Source organism: Natronosalvus rutilus (genome assembly GCF_024204665.1).
GTDB lineage: Archaea > Halobacteriota > Halobacteria > Halobacteriales > Natrialbaceae > Natronosalvus > Natronosalvus rutilus.
Genome location: NZ_CP100358.1, coordinates 44,324 through 58,468, shown reverse-complemented (window position 1 = coordinate 58,468; position 14,145 = coordinate 44,324). Strand labels below are relative to the sequence as shown.

Annotated in this window: 18 protein-coding genes; 16 read left to right on the top strand and 2 right to left on the bottom strand. The window is 64.5% G+C overall.

The features are described from left to right. Positions 1-31: 31 nt before the first annotated feature. Positions 32-895: an AAA family ATPase gene (locus NGM29_RS21095; RefSeq protein WP_254161566.1), complete on the bottom strand. Its 864-nt coding sequence runs from the start codon at positions 893-895 to the stop codon at positions 32-34. A gap of 163 nt (positions 896-1,058) precedes the next feature. On the opposite strand from NGM29_RS21095, the gene NGM29_RS21090 reads away from it, so the two are divergent. From NGM29_RS21090 to NGM29_RS21045, 10 genes are read left to right on the top strand one after another with little or no spacing between them, the layout of a single operon-like run. Further along, positions 1,059-2,615 carry a hypothetical protein gene (locus NGM29_RS21090; RefSeq protein ID WP_254161564.1) on the top strand — a complete coding sequence of 519 codons (1,557 nt, stop codon included), beginning with the start codon at positions 1,059-1,061 and terminating at the stop codon, positions 2,613-2,615. 3 nt (positions 2,616-2,618) lie between these two features. Then, positions 2,619-3,923 (top strand): hypothetical protein, encoded by a 1,305-nt coding sequence (locus tag NGM29_RS21085; RefSeq protein ID WP_254161562.1) that lies wholly within the window; start codon positions 2,619-2,621, stop codon positions 3,921-3,923. Positions 3,924-3,929: 6 nt separating this feature from the next. Continuing rightward, on the top strand, positions 3,930-4,694 hold the full coding sequence (locus NGM29_RS21080) for a hypothetical protein (protein WP_254161560.1): 765 nt from the start codon (positions 3,930-3,932) through the stop codon (positions 4,692-4,694). 6 nt (positions 4,695-4,700) lie between these two features. After that, complete coding sequence (locus tag NGM29_RS21075) at positions 4,701-4,895, top strand: hypothetical protein (RefSeq protein WP_254161558.1); 195 nt, start codon at positions 4,701-4,703, stop codon at positions 4,893-4,895. Between the two features lies 1 nt (position 4,896). Further along, a complete protein-coding gene (locus NGM29_RS21070; RefSeq protein WP_254161556.1) occupies positions 4,897-5,808 on the top strand; it encodes a hypothetical protein in 912 nt (303 codons plus the stop codon). After that, positions 5,805-6,338, top strand: coding sequence for a hypothetical protein (locus NGM29_RS21065; protein WP_254161554.1), 534 nt, complete (start codon positions 5,805-5,807; stop codon positions 6,336-6,338). Before NGM29_RS21070 ends, NGM29_RS21065 begins: the two co-directional genes overlap by 4 nt. Continuing rightward, on the top strand, positions 6,335-6,853 hold the full coding sequence (locus NGM29_RS21060) for a hypothetical protein (RefSeq protein WP_254161552.1): 519 nt from the start codon (positions 6,335-6,337) through the stop codon (positions 6,851-6,853). The genes NGM29_RS21065 and NGM29_RS21060 overlap by 4 nt, the downstream gene beginning before the upstream one ends. Before the next feature lie 58 nt (positions 6,854-6,911). Further along, positions 6,912-7,937 (top strand): phage tail tube protein, encoded by a 1,026-nt coding sequence (locus NGM29_RS21055; RefSeq protein ID WP_254161550.1) that lies wholly within the window; start codon positions 6,912-6,914, stop codon positions 7,935-7,937. A gap of 12 nt (positions 7,938-7,949) precedes the next feature. Next, positions 7,950-8,198 (top strand): hypothetical protein, encoded by a 249-nt coding sequence (locus NGM29_RS21050; RefSeq protein ID WP_254161548.1) that lies wholly within the window; start codon positions 7,950-7,952, stop codon positions 8,196-8,198. Beyond that, on the top strand, positions 8,191-8,670 hold the full coding sequence (locus NGM29_RS21045; protein WP_254161545.1) for a hypothetical protein: 480 nt from the start codon (positions 8,191-8,193) through the stop codon (positions 8,668-8,670). The genes NGM29_RS21050 and NGM29_RS21045 overlap by 8 nt, the downstream gene beginning before the upstream one ends. Before the next feature lie 65 nt (positions 8,671-8,735). Here the strand turns inward: NGM29_RS21045 and NGM29_RS21040 are convergent, their stop codons facing one another. Next, complete coding sequence (locus NGM29_RS21040; RefSeq protein ID WP_254161542.1) at positions 8,736-8,882, bottom strand: hypothetical protein; 147 nt, start codon at positions 8,880-8,882, stop codon at positions 8,736-8,738. Between NGM29_RS21040 and NGM29_RS21035 the strand changes: the two genes are divergently transcribed. Genes NGM29_RS21035 through NGM29_RS21010 form a run of 6 tightly spaced genes read left to right on the top strand, consistent with a single transcriptional unit; the run spans position 8,868 to position 14,145 of the window. Further along, on the top strand, positions 8,868-9,092 hold the full coding sequence (locus tag NGM29_RS21035; RefSeq protein WP_254161539.1) for a hypothetical protein: 225 nt from the start codon (positions 8,868-8,870) through the stop codon (positions 9,090-9,092). The genes NGM29_RS21040 and NGM29_RS21035 overlap by 15 nt on opposite strands. A gap of 37 nt (positions 9,093-9,129) precedes the next feature. Then, entirely contained in the window at positions 9,130-10,476 is a 1,347-nt protein-coding gene (locus NGM29_RS21030; RefSeq protein WP_254161537.1) for a hypothetical protein, read from the top strand. Positions 10,477-10,479: 3 nt separating this feature from the next. Beyond that, complete coding sequence (locus tag NGM29_RS21025; protein ID WP_254161535.1) at positions 10,480-10,971, top strand: hypothetical protein; 492 nt, start codon at positions 10,480-10,482, stop codon at positions 10,969-10,971. Then, a complete protein-coding gene (locus NGM29_RS21020; protein ID WP_254161533.1) occupies positions 10,971-12,386 on the top strand; it encodes a hypothetical protein in 1,416 nt (471 codons plus the stop codon). Before NGM29_RS21025 ends, NGM29_RS21020 begins: the two co-directional genes overlap by 1 nt. After that, positions 12,383-13,165, top strand: a complete 783-nt coding sequence (locus tag NGM29_RS21015) for a hypothetical protein (protein ID WP_254161531.1) — start codon at positions 12,383-12,385, stop codon at positions 13,163-13,165. Before NGM29_RS21020 ends, NGM29_RS21015 begins: the two co-directional genes overlap by 4 nt. Next, positions 13,165-14,145, top strand: a complete 981-nt coding sequence (locus NGM29_RS21010) for a hypothetical protein (protein WP_254161529.1) — start codon at positions 13,165-13,167, stop codon at positions 14,143-14,145. The genes NGM29_RS21015 and NGM29_RS21010 overlap by 1 nt, the downstream gene beginning before the upstream one ends.

The following is a 14,145-nucleotide window of genomic DNA, read 5'->3' as shown; positions in this document are numbered from 1 at the left end:
ATTCTGATTGCACCCTGCTGTCTCCCTGGCATCATTCTACCTTCGGCTCCGGGTAGTCGATACTGGAGGCCATGTCGACGGTGACCTCACTCCCGAGGTCGTTCACGTACCGGTACGCGGCGAGGCCGATGAGCTCGGACAGGCTCGAGGTGACGACAGCGGGCACCCCTTCTGATTGCGTATGGACTTCATCGAGCACTCGTTCTGAAAACGGTTCGATATCTACCTGATCGTATTCTGATGGCATTTTGCCATCGGACCGGGCTATCCGGCGCTGGACGAGTTCCTGGGTCTGGGTGCGGTCGAAGGGTTCGAGTTCGAGTTGGTAGGAGACCCGGCGCTGGAACGCCCGGCCTTCGCTGCCGAGGCCACCGATGGCATCCCACTGGCTGGTCATTCCGGTGAGGATCACCCGGAACGGCTCGAGGTCGTTCAAAAACTGGATCACGTGCAGGGTGTCAGGGTCGTTGAGGCCGAATTCGTCGACGCCGAGGAGGACGTCCTGATCGAAGGAGGCCCCCCGGACTTTTTGTTCTGTGAGCTTCGTCGACGAGGACTTCCCGACGCCGACTGCGTCAGCGACGATGGATATGAGCTCGTAGGGGGTGACGTTGTGTTCGCCGACGTGTACGGGCTGGTATTCATCGCCGAGCTCCTCGAGCATCAGCCGAAGGAGGGTCGTTTTCCCGACGCCGGAGTACCGTGAGTGGATCAGGACGGGCCCGGTGTAGTTCTGGAGGTGGCTGCTCACGTCAGCGATATCCTCCGCGGAGGGGAGGACATACTCGTCCCCGGTCACCGGGTGGGCGAAGGGGTTTTGCTCCCACCCGAGGTGATCGAGGTACTCGCGCATTTCGGCATCCGTTTCGTCCGCGATCTCTTTGAGACGTCCCATGCTTTCAGATCACCATCGTTCTGTATTCGTGTTGCACGCAGTGAGATTGCAGATTGATTGCAGATAAGTGTCTGTGAGGATCTGGTTTTTGTGTTATATTTGCGGTGGATTACCATACCCGTCAGGAAACTACCCTCAGATATGCGTACAATAGTCTGACCCGATGAGTGCTGGCGGCAGTAAACCACGACTCGGGCTCTCTGGACGATACGGAATCGTCGGTCACACCAGCGGGGGCGCTACTCCGCTCGGTCAGGTGAAGGAGCTCGAGGACGGGAGACGCCGTCGGGAGCTGGTCGATGAAGAAAAGTTGGATCAGGATAGTCGTGAGGCCGTCGAGGCGGACGATTTTGTTATCTTCGGCAAGGCGTCCGTGGAGCAGTATGACGACGACACGCCGTCGCAGAAGCTCAAGATGGAGGCGCTGGCGAACGCGCTGCCTCAACTGTACGAAGACGGGATTATCAGCCGTCGGCACAAGGATATCCCGGTCGGGACGGTGGCCCCCGAGCACGAGCTCGAGTCGCCGGCCGAAATGCAGGTGGGAGACCTCACGCTATCGTTCGACGCCGGTGACGCCCTGGCGACGCAGGTCGTTGAGAAGGGCGAGCCTCGGCCCGGGGGAGCCGGCCGAGCCGAGGAAGACGAGTTCTGGATTGTCGCCAAGCTGAAGAACAACTCGGAGATCGCGAAGGAGACCCGGCTGCGAGCCCTCGCTGGAGACCTCAACGGGTTTTCGGTGACCATCTACGCCAAAGAGTGGGAGGAGACTCCCGCGGGTGAGGTCGTGACCGACCTCGATTGGCACGCTGTCACCATCGGCGAGGAGCACAAAATCAAGAACAAAGAGTCCCGCTTCGGTGTGGCGGAATTCAAGGCGTTCATGGAGGACGCCTGGCCGACCGGGTTGCTACCCGGCGGTTCCGATGAGGCCGACGGCATGGCCGAGGAGATACACCACAAGGCAGACACAACTATGGGAGACGCATTCAACGAGCAGCTTTTCACGAAGTCCGGTAGTGAGCTCGGGTTCGATTCGGCCCGACTGACTGCTGCGGCCGAGTTGGCCCAGAAGGCAGACGCCGACGAGGGCGAGCTTCGTGAGAAAGCTGACGAAGTTGCAGCAGAGCACGACCTCGAGGCTGACGCCGTGATCGAGACGCTGAAGGCGGTCCGCGGGGACGACACCGCGACCGACCAGAAGGCGGGCGATCTGACGGCCATCCTCGACGAGGTCGAAGAGTCGATCAATCCGGAGGCCCGGATTGCCCTGGAGGCGGCCCTCACACCCGAGGCGACCGGCGAAGGGGGCGACGAGGGCCCCGAGGATCAGGCGGCGGAAGCGGCCGCGGAGGGCGAGATGAAAGAAGAAGAAGACGAAGTTCCAGACGACGAGGACGAGGACGAGAAGGCCGACGCCGGCGAGGGGGGCGACGGGCTTCCCGATGGCGTCGTCACCGAGGAGAAACTCGACGAGCGGCTTGAGGAGTTCAAGGCCGACCTCGAGGGCGGTGTCACCGAAGAAGAGCTCGCCGAGAAGATGGGCGATCTCGAGGAATCGATGAAGGGGGCGATCAACGAGGCCGTCCCGGGCATCGTCGAAGACATCGGAGAGAAGATGGCAACCGGGGAGACCTCCGACCCGGCTGGCGGTTCGACCCACGACCAGGTCGACTACGGTCAGGATATCGCTTCCAACTTCGGAAGCGGGGGGGACTGAACCATGAGTGTAGAAGCATTCAACAGCGGACTCGCAAAGTACGCCCACGCGGTCGGGCGTGTCGCCAGTGGCTTCCACTGGGCTGACAACATGGACGGGCTGTACGGCAAGAGCGACTCGCTCTACCAGAAGGCCGCGTTCACGAGCGGCACCGACGGGATCAACAACCGGGCCTACGGGCAGGTCCTCTGGCAGCAGGCGAACGTCAAAACCCCCCTGTGGGGGATGCTCCCGAAGGTCCCGTCGGACCAGCCAGTGACGTCGATCAGCGACCCGCGGGCGCAGACGTTCCGGGCGGTGTTCAACCCGCCGTCGATGAATTCGCCCGACGAGGGTGACGCCTGGCCGGACCCGGTCGACTTCAGCACGCGCGAAGTCGCCGCGGACCCGCACCACTCCCAGATCCTTTTCGAGGCCACGCTGCTTCAGCAGCTCCAGGCCGAGATCCAGGACGGGGTTCCCTTCGAGAACCTCACGCAGATCGGCGAGGAGTACTTCCAGCGGTCCATCGAAGTCGATGGGCTCGCCCGGGCGGTCGAATCGTCCGACGACGCGAACGGCGGCAACGGCGTGCAGTACGCCGACGACACGACGCTGACGGCGCTGGACCGCGTGATCGCCTCCGCGGACGAGGAGGCCAACGCCCAGGACGCCAACGGGGTCAACTTCGCCGACGGCGACCTGGACGTCTACACCATCGACCGTTCGGCGACGGGCGCGGGCGGTGCCAACGAGGCGAACTGGGCGGACGCAGTCGTCGATCACAACGCCGGCAACGGCGACCGGCAGCTCACGAAGGACCTCATCAACGGGGTGATCCAGTCGATGATCCAGAACGGAGTCGACCGGGACAACATCGTGATCTTCACCGGCGTCGACACGGCCGGCGTGATGAGCGAGCTCCGCGACTCGCAGTTCCGGGCTGACGCCCTGGCCGCTGCGGCGGCCGCGGCGGTCGCTCGAGGGACTGACGAGGCGGAGACCCGTCCCGGGGTCAACTTCAACTCCCAGATCAGCCACTGGGACGACGTCCCGGTCGTGCAGGGGCCGAACGTCCCGTCGGACAGCCTGTCCCGCATCTACTTCCTCGACATGAGTACGATGCAGGACCCCGTCACCGGTCAGAACGTCCCCAAGCTGGGGATGGAAGTCTACCTCCCGATGGTCACCGAGACCGCGGGACTGGGCCAGGCGACCAACACGCTCGCGATCAACAAGCTGGCCGATCAGGTCGGCTTGCTGACGACCCAGGAGCCGGTGTGCCGGCGGTTCAACCACCAGGGCAAGCTCCGAGACCTTTCGGAGTGATTCCCGATGGGTTTCATTTCAACTACACGGAATGAGGAGCTGGCGGCCGAGGGCCACGACGAGCTCACGCTCGCGGCGCTGCGGTACACGGGCCCGCGGTCGATCTACAACGACGAGGCGATGGGGCGGCAGGGCAACTTCCCGTCGTCAGCGGCGCTTTCGGGCGGCAACGGCGGCGAGCCGGGGCCCTGGAAGCTCGCGCAGATCCCGTCGAAGAACCTGGGCTGGTTCGAGAACCACAACAACCTCGAGATCGCCTACGACCCGGAGACCATCGCGGAGGCCATCCTGGAGAAGAACTACCTGCCGTCGGACGTGTTCGGGGCGAACTTCAACCCGGAACTTCGCAAGCGGGTGTTCGATCACCTGGGCATCGACGGCCCGAAGATGGAGGCATCCGCCTACCGCGAGGAGCTCGCGGAGATCGCCGGCGTCGACGACCCGGGCGAGGAGGTGACGTCCTTCTCGGGCCCCGACTACGACCTGACGCGGTCGGAGCTTCAGTCGGTGGCCGGGGCGTTCGAGACGGACTTCAACATCGCCCACGCCAAGAACACCGACCTCGAGGACTTCCTCCGCGAGCAGGACCAGCAGGCGGTCCGCTCGCGTATCGATCAGGTCCAGGCGGGCAAGGAGCCTGATCCGTACACCGGAAGCGACGACGCCGACGGTGACGCTGACAGCGAGGCCGATGCCGACGCTGACGAGGAGGCCGATGGTGACGGTGACAGCGAGGCCGAAGACACCGACGAGGACGAGGACGACGGGTGATCGTAGATGGCCTGGACTGTCCTCGAGGCGCGAGCAAACGCAACGGCCGGCGGTGACTCCGACCGGGTGTACCCGTCGATAGAGGCGGCTATCGAGGACTTCGAGGCCACGGAAGCCCCGGACTCCATCGACCAGATCGACACGGTGAAAACCTCCTCTGATCGGGTAAGCATCCAGATCGTGTACACGCCAGGAGCCTGATATGCCCAGGACGTACTACGCCCACCCGGTGGACGTCCTGGGAAAGATTATCCCGACGTTCACCGAGGAGCAGCTTCAGGCCGACGAGCTTTTCGCCTACGAGGACGAGGAGTGGCTTCTCTCGAAGATCGAGGAGTACGAGCTGAAGCTGGAGAACGAGACCGGACACGCCTGGCGTGAGCGGCGCGTCGGCTCACCCGGTCACCGGGCGACTTACGAGTCCTGGGACATCGACTTCTGGCGGTATCAGAACGGGGCCACTCTGTGGCTCGATCACCGCGAAGCGGTCCCCCTGGACCCGGAAGCGGGCGACGAGCTCCTGATCCGGACGGGGCGTGATCGCTGGAAGAACATCACTGCCTCCGAGGGCACCATGTGGATGGCGAACTACGACGAGGCCCGCCTGCGTATCTTCGGGCATCGCTACCGAGGGAACTGGCGGAAGGCCGGGCTGAAAGACAACGTCCGGATCACCTACCGCTACGGGGCGCTCGGCGGCGACGAGAACCGGGGCGGCCAGACGACGCTCACCAGTCAGGTGGGCACCGAGGAGACCACCTTCGAGGTGGCTGACGCCTCGAGGCTCCCCGCCCGGGGCGTGGTCCTGATCGGCGGGACGGAGTACGGCCAGATCAACAGCATCGACCCGGAGACGGGCGCGGTCACCGTCACCCGGGGGACGCGGCGTACCCAGGCGAAAGAACACGATGCCGGCGAGGTCGTTCACTACTGCCCGTCGGAGATCAGGGCGGCGGTCGCTGCACGGGTGGCCGTGGAGTTCATCCAGACCGATCACATCGGGGACAACCTGCCGACGCCGGACGACGATCTGACCTTCTCGAGCCTGATCGAGAACCTGAAAGGGGAGTGGGATCAGGCGCTGCGGAACCGGTCGGAGGCCCGGATGCTATGACCGTCGACGTCGACTTCCATCATGGCGACACCATCGACGCGGTGTTTCCCGAGGCCGACGTCCGGGTACAGGTCGGGTTTGCCGCACCGTATGCGGCGGCGGTCAACTACGGGAGCGACCCGCACTGGCCACCGCTGACGCCGATGGTCAGGTGGACCAACAAGCTCGGCTGGGAGAACTACGACCTCCAGGAGGCCGACAGCGAGGACGCCCTGTGGCAGAAGGTCGACAACCGGCGGGCGGCCGGCGACCCGCTGCCTGGGGCGTACCACCTGGCGGCTCACATCGCCGAGAACGGGACGAAGCCGATGCTGTACGCTTCGGACGCGTTCATCGAAGCCTCCCAGCGGGGCGAGAAGTGGCTCGAGGGCCGGGGGTACGACGCGGAGACGCCGGTCGTCGAGATCGCCCGCGACTTCGCCAACTGGTCGCTCGAGCTCGCGAACGATAACCTGGTCAGCCGGGTGAGTGCGGCATCGGATGGGAACCTCCAGCGATCAGCGTTCCCGGCGAAGGTGATCGCGAAATGACCCGGCCGGACTACGACGTCCAGACGCTCACCATCGAGGGCGCTGACGGGACCTCCGGCTTTGAGGGACTGTGGGGCGACCACAACACCTACAAGGACGGCGAGCCGGTCCAGAAGCCGGACTTCTTCGACGTCGAATCGCCCGGGCCGGGGGAGTCCTCGCGAAGCCTGCCTCCGAACAAGCGGACGCGGCCGCTGATCTACGTCCACGACGAGGCCCCGCGAGACATCGAATGGTCAGACCCGATGCAACAGTCCCAGGACTACGACTTCACCGTCCGGATGGAGATCGTGGTCGCGGGGGACATGGACGGCCGCAGCGGGAAAGCAATGCGGGACGCGGTCGTGTACGTCCTGGAGAACATCCGGGAAGCGAACAACGCACCTCGAGGCGGCGTGTTCGGATCTGACTGGCAAGAGCTCGGCCTGGTGAACATCGACACGACGCCGACGCGCTTTTCGAACCAGTGGCGGGCGTACTACGACATCGGGTACACCTCCTTCTCGGTCGTGTGAGGGGTTCTCCCGGGTTTCCTGACTTATGCGTACAAAGGGATAACCAGGCGGAGAGACTATGAGCACGCAACCGCACCCGTACAAGGCAGAACTGACGCAGATCGCCCTCGCAATCGAGGGTCAGCAAAAGACCGAGGTCGTCCCGACGCGGTACCCGGGCTTCCTAAGCGGCGATCAGGACATGACCGACCCGGAGATCGACTGGCAGGAGGGCCGGTACGTCGGGGCTGATCGCGACCCGCACGACCACACCGAGGGTCAGCATTCGTTCGACGGCGGCTCCTGGACCATCCACCCTTACGACGGCTTCCCCATCGCCTGGGCGATGGGCAGCGAGACCGTCACCGTCGACGACCCGGAGGCCGGGCTGACGACGCACACCATCGAGCGGCTTCACGACGGCGCTCCACCGACGGCGACGGTCGAAGGGGCGTTTTTCGGCCGGGGCTCCCAGGAGGACCTCGTCAACGGCTTCCTGGGCGTGTACCCGGACACGGCGACCATCCAGCAAGACAACGAAGGGAAGCTCGAGGTGACCACGGACCTGATCGGCCTGGGACTGACGCCGGACACGCAGGACGGGACGCGGTCGGCGGTCGACGTCAGCCTCCCCGACCGGCAGCCGTGGCGGTTCTCCAAGGTCGACAGCAACCTCGAGCTCGCGTTCGGCGCAGGGGCGCAGTCGTTCGCCCGGGTGATCGACTTTAGCCTGGAGATCGCGAACAACGCGACAGCCGAGCACTACATCGAGGAGAGTGAGGGCAACGAGCCTTACGAGCTGCTGTACGGCAACGGCGGGTACTCCCTCGAGGTCGAAATCGCGGTGACGGACAACTCGATCTACCAGGAAATGGCCGACCCGACCCAGGGCGGCTTCGACACCTCGATCACGTTCGTCAAGGACAGCAACGAGACCCTGGAGATCAGGTCCACCGGATGCCGGATGGAGGGGGCCCCGCATGGCGTCCCCGAGGAGGGCAAGATCGAGGTCCCGATCACCATCCTCCCGCGGCAGACGACGATCACCGTCGTCGACAGCGAGAGCGACGGGACGGGATACCTCGAAGCCGGCACGCCGGCGTGATCGCTTCGGCTCATGGTTTCACCGAACACGCGCTACCAGTGCTGGTGGGAAAGCGAGCTCCTCGGGCAGCGGTGTGACGCCTACCCGTCACCGGATCAGGCGATGGGCCGGCTCGAGGAAGTGAAACAGCGGGAGTATTTTATACGAGGCGTTGTGATAGATATGCAAGAACACCTCACGAGTCAGGAAGCATACCAGACTCAACAGGCGTTCGAACGCGATCACCAGCAGTTCACGGAGGAATACATCAACAATGTCTGACATTGCACGCGGAGAGAAGCCGGATTGGTGGGACGACCTCGAGGACGGAACCCGGGAGGACGCGCTGGTCTCGAACGAGGCCGAGCGGGTGTACCTTCGGGCCCCGAATCACGAGGGCGAAATGCGGCGGTACTGGTTCGACGTCAAGGACCTGACGTGGACGGGCAAGAACAAGTACGTCAGTGACGCGCTGAAGATCGGCGAGGAGAAGACGGAGCTGCGCATCGACCAGTACTACAAGGACGTCCTGGAGGCCATGATCCAGGATTCGTCCGTCGACGGTTCGTTGTCGATCTTCCTGGCGGGCGTGAGCCCGGAGCTCGGGCAGAAGCTCCAGGATCTGGCCCCGCGGCCGGGTGACGCCCTGGAGAACCAGGAAGCAAAAAACTCCGACGAGCCCTTCGCGGCCGGAGTCCGGGAGGGCGAGGATACCACGACCCTGGATTCGTCTACTACCAGCGGCGAGCAGTAGAATACCTGCTGACCGAGGAGGCAGGCTTTACGCTGACGGACCTACGTGGCCAGCACAGCGAGGAGCTACGCTATCGTGACCGCTGGGACCCGTCGGTCCGTTCGGTAGCCACAGCGGCCGGCCTGTGCGCTCTCATCGGCGGCGGGCTGATCGAGGCGGGGCTCACCTGGACGGGGCTGGTAGTCGCGGCGCTCGCGATGGCCGCGTTCCACTACCAGGAGGAGCTCACCGATCACCTCGAGCGGGGGCCGGCCGTCGACGTGATCGAGCATCGCCAGGAGGGGCTTTCCGACCGCGAGGTTCACGAGTTCAACGTCCTGCATCAGGAGTACAAGCAGATCCAGCAGGAGAAGCGGAAAGAGGCCGAGCGAAAGGCCAAACAGCGGGGGAAATCGGGAGGGAAGTCGCTCAACACGCGGTAGGACGGCGCGGTATAGGTACAAATTTCTCACCCGATACATGGCCGAAGTCGGCGAACTAACCTGGGTCGCTGAAATACAGGGGCTCGCAAGCGCGAAACGCGATGCCGAGTCAGTGAGCGACGGGGTTGGTGACCTGGCAGAAGATGCCCGGGCCGCAGACGATGCCGTCGGAAGTGTCGGAGGGACGGCCAAATCAACCGGGGGGAGCTTCGGCCAGTTAGGCGGGGCGTCGACGCTGTTGAGCGGAGCCCTCGGTCTCCTCTCCGGGCGAGTCCTGCAGCTCATCCTCAACCTGACGGGCCTGGGGGCCGTGGCCGCGAAGGGGGGTGCCCTGCTGGCGGGGCTCGTCGGAATCGTCACGAAGCTGACCGGCGGGCTCGGCGTACTGGCGGCCGCGAAAGCCGGCCTGATCGTCGTCGGGAAGGCCCTGATCGGAGCGGTGACAGCGATAGCTGCAGCACTCGGCCTCCCGGTGATCGCGACAGTGGCGCTTATCGCGGCCCTGATCGCCGTCGTGGCGGCCGTCGTTCTCTTCCGGGATGAGATATGGGCGGGAGTAAAAGCCGTCCTGGGCTTCTTCAGTGGCCTCCTATCGGATGGGGTCGGATACGTCACGGATCTGGCCAGCAACGTCACCAGCACGGCCAGTAGCCTGGGGTCGGACCTGGTCTCGTGGGCGAGCGGCCTGCTCACCGACATCGGCGGGTACTTCAGTGACCTCAAAGACAAGGTCGTGGGCTCGTTTACCGACATGGCGAGTGACGGCTACGAGGCCGTGGCCGGCTTCGCGGGCGACGTCCGGACCTCCCTAAGCAATCTGGCGAGTGACGGTTACGATGCCGTGGCCGGCTTCGCGGGTGACGTCCGGTCCTCACTCAGCGATCTGGCCACTGACGCGGCCAGCTTCGGTTCGGACATGGCGTCGGGGCTGACCGATGCCGTCACCGATGGCGTGAAGGGGGTCTGGAATACGGTGATCCCGTCGGAGGTCGGCTTCCCGGCCGTTGAGCTCCCGACAACGACCATCGATGCAGGGCCGCTCGGCTCAACGACGGTCGGCGGGCAGACCGTGTTCGAGGGCTTCACCTTCGACCTCCCGCAGCTCGCGACCGGTGGTTTCATCGAGAGCGGCGGGGCCGTCGAAGTCCACGACGACGAAATGGTCCTGCCGGCGGACGTCAGCCGGGGCGTGATCGACGCCCTCCGAGGCAGCGGAGGTACGGATGCAAGCGGAGGCGGGGGGATGGGCGTCCGTATCGAGCAACTCCTCGTCGAGATCGGGGACCAGAGTCTGGACATCCGTGAGCTCGGGAAGTTCGAGCTCGAGGAGTTGGCCGGCCTGATCGCCGAGCAGATGGGAGACGAACTACAGCAACTGGTGTAATCCATGCCTGACGACACTACAGACCTATCGGTTGAGGTACGGCGGAACGACTACGGGACGAGCGGTGACGTCCTCCACCTCAAAGCGAGGCAGGCCGAGCGGTCGATGAGCAACAACATCGTGACCGAGGGGCTCCTGGGGCTGGCCGGCGACATCGCGGGTAAGCGGGTGAACATGGGCTTTGAGAACGTCAAGGTCCAGGGGAGCATCCAGAGCACCCAGGAGGGGACGTACCCGACCGGCGGGAACTACCCGGACATCAACACCGACGAGTGGGGACGGGCGACAGAGAAGGAAATGGCGCTGACGCACGCCTTTCGGACCTGGGGGCCGAATTCCGCGGACGGGTTTGACACGCTGATCTGGGGTCCGCGCGAGATCTCGGGCATGTTTTCGAAGCTGACGACGACGCAAAACCGGGGTGACAACGGGCCCGATCAGTACACCTTCAGCTTCGAATGGTCACACACCGACGTCTACGTGGGGGATGACTGATGCCGACGGTGACCATCGGCGGTGAGGTGCCCGAGGCGCTGATCGACATTAAGGACGCCAGTCAGACCGATACCCTCGGTTCGTGTACCATCGTGGTCGGGGCCACGCAGTTCAACAAGCAGACCTTCTCGAGCGGCGACAAGGTCGTGATCGAGCGGGCCGGCGGCGATGAGTGGACGGGCTACCTGACGGCAAACCCGACCGACGAATCGAAGGGGACCATCGAGATCAAGGCGATGGACAGCCGGTACGAGCTCAAGGAGAGCAACGTTTCGCGGCCGTTTTTCCAGGTCGACAGCGGGGAGATCGTCCGGCAGGTGATCCGGACGAAGGCCGAGGAACGCGGAAGTGAGGACGTCCATCGGGGGAGTAGCCTCGCAGGATGGGAGTCCGACATGGACGTCTTCGAACTGGGGAACCTGGCGTCGAAGCAGCTCCACGAGAAGGGCGACGACGTCCTGTTTGGCGGCATCCGCGAGGGCGGGTCGGGGACCTACCGGATTCGCTTCACTGACGTCCCCTCGAGGTCGGTTCCAGGGCGGGCGCAGATCTACAAGCTCGAGACGCGGCTGATGGTCAACGACAACGCCGACCAGATCACGGGCGAGGTGGAACTGGTCACTGACGAGGGCCTAAGCCTGGTGTGGGAGATCGACCCGGGGTCTGACGGCTTCACGAAGTACGAGCTCGCCCTCGAGGACGCCGAGGGGGGTGAGATTGAGTCCCCGGACACCCTGGAGTACCGCTTCAAGATTTCGGGCGACCTGGCGGACAACACCGGCTTCGCCATCGACTACGCGACGACGTACACCTTCGAGGTGGTCGACCGCGAGTCACCGCTGGGCGCGGGCGGGGTTCGGACTACGGAGCGGGCGATCTCCCGTCGGTTCGATGAGTCAGCACTGGACGTGATCCAGGACCTCGGGACGGAGGAGAACTATCACTCGTGGGTGGATTCGAACGAGGTCGTGTACTTCGAGCCGGTCGGGAGTGAGGAGACCGACCTGCAGATCGTCCGGGGTGAGACCGCGGTAACAGCGGCCGACTTCGACCGTGACTACGACGGCATCGTCAACGAGGTGAAGGTCCAGGGTGACGGCATCCAGGAGAACGTCCGGGACGCCGAATCCATCCGGTACTACGGGGTGTCCTCGAGGGAGGAGGCGCTGATCGACGAGTCGATCAAGACCTCCGCGGAGGCCCAGGACCGCGGGAACGGCTACCTGGCGAAACACGCCTGGGACGAGGTCGCGGCGACGTTCACCATCGCGGATACCGCCTACCAGTCAGTCGAGAAGGGGTCGTCCATGTTCGTTGACTGGCCATCGGCTGACCTCACGGGGTACTTCGTCGTGAACGAGAAGGAGGTCGATAGCTCCGGGCAGGTGACCCTCGGGCTGGGGGTTCGGGCATGAGCCCCGAGCTCACCGAGGGGAAGAAGCTGAAATGGCTGGGAGCGAAGCGTGACGGCGACGACGAGAGCGAGGTAAAGGCGGAGATCAACCGCCTCGAGCGGACCGTCGGGGGGTTCGATCAGTACCAGATATTCGTCGACGAGAGTGCGGACCTGGCCGATCACGAGTTCCGGCTGATCCGCGAGCAAGGCTGGCCGGAGCCTGACGCGGAGCTGTTTACGTCAAAGATCGACAACTCGTTCGACGATTGGTGGGCGTATGATAATTACATCAACGTCCAGGTCGACTCCTACCGGGCGATGAAGGGCGACTTCCCGTCCGAGGTCGTCTTCGGCGGCATCGAGACGACCGGCGACGGTGAGGTGGCCGTCGGGGTCCGGCTTCACGATGAAGCGGGGGTGAGCAAAGCGGGATTGAGCCTGCCTCCGGGGACCATCGAGTTGTTCGGGAGCCGGCTGGAGATCTCCGAAATGAAGGAGCCGGACCCGGAGGAGGAGGACCTCGCCTACGGGGCCGTCGAGGTGGAGCCGGCCGAGCCGATAGTGGATGAAGAGTTCGAGGTGTTCTGCCCGATCACCAACAACTCCGACACTGACGTCCGGGTGTTCCCGCAGCTCGTCGTGAACGGCGTGGTCGAAGAGCAGGTCGAAGTCGATATCGCCCAGGGAGCAACCGAGGAAGCCCGCTTTAGCTACGTCCAGCCACGGATTTCCCGCCTCGAAGTACAGATCGACGGCGAGCCTCCGGTTGAGGTTCGAGTAACCTCGGGTGATCTGTGATGGCGCGGCGCGTCGAGGACTTCGTTTCGAACAACAACCGGGGCGTCGGCCGGCTGGAAGGATACCTCGTCGACGCGAGTGACGAGCGGGCGCTCGAGTTGTCTTTCAGCGGGATCACCTGCATGGTCCGCGTTTCGGGCGCGGTGTACGAGCGAGACCGCGGCGACCACCTCCTGGTCGGGAGTACGGAGCCCGAACACGGCATCGGCCGGGGCGGCATCGGGACCGAGTACGGCGAGTATATGGAGGTGACAGAGGAGGGCGAGACGGGTGTGTTCACGGTCGATGGCCGGGCGACGGTCGTTGACTCACTCCGCGGTATCGAGAACGGGATACACGAGCTGGCGGTCGGGACGGGAGACGAGCCCGCGGTCCGGTCAGACGAGGAGCTCGACAACGAGACCGAGCGGCATCGGGCCTGGACGGAAGATACCGGACCGACGGAGGTGACGGTCCTGCAGAAGTTCTCCTCCGTGCTGACGGGTGATCTATCCGAGGCCGGCGTGATCGACCGCAACGGGCGGTTGATGGGCCGGCTCCTGTTTGGCGACGTCGGATCAGTGACCGGGACCAGCGACTACCGGGTGGAGGTGACCCTCCGCTTCGAGAGTCAGACCCTCGGCGACGGGTACATCACCGACGTCGGGCTGGAGGCGATCACCGACTCCGTCTCCGTCAGCGAGGAGGTGGCCGGCATCGACCGGGCGGTGATCGGGACGTCCGATCAGCAGCCGGCCCCGACGGACACGACGATGGGCGAGCGCCTGGACGACAAGGCGGTCGAACGCCACGCCCGTTCTGATTCGGTCTCGGCGCTCACCGTCTGGTTCGAAGATGAGCCAGCCGGTCACCCGCACTCCCTCCGGGAGATCGGGCTCGAAGACAACCAGGGCCGGCTGATCTGGCGGACCGTGTTCGACACGGAAGAGAAAACCGACGATCTGCCAGTGATCGTCGACGCGAGGATCAGGATCATATAG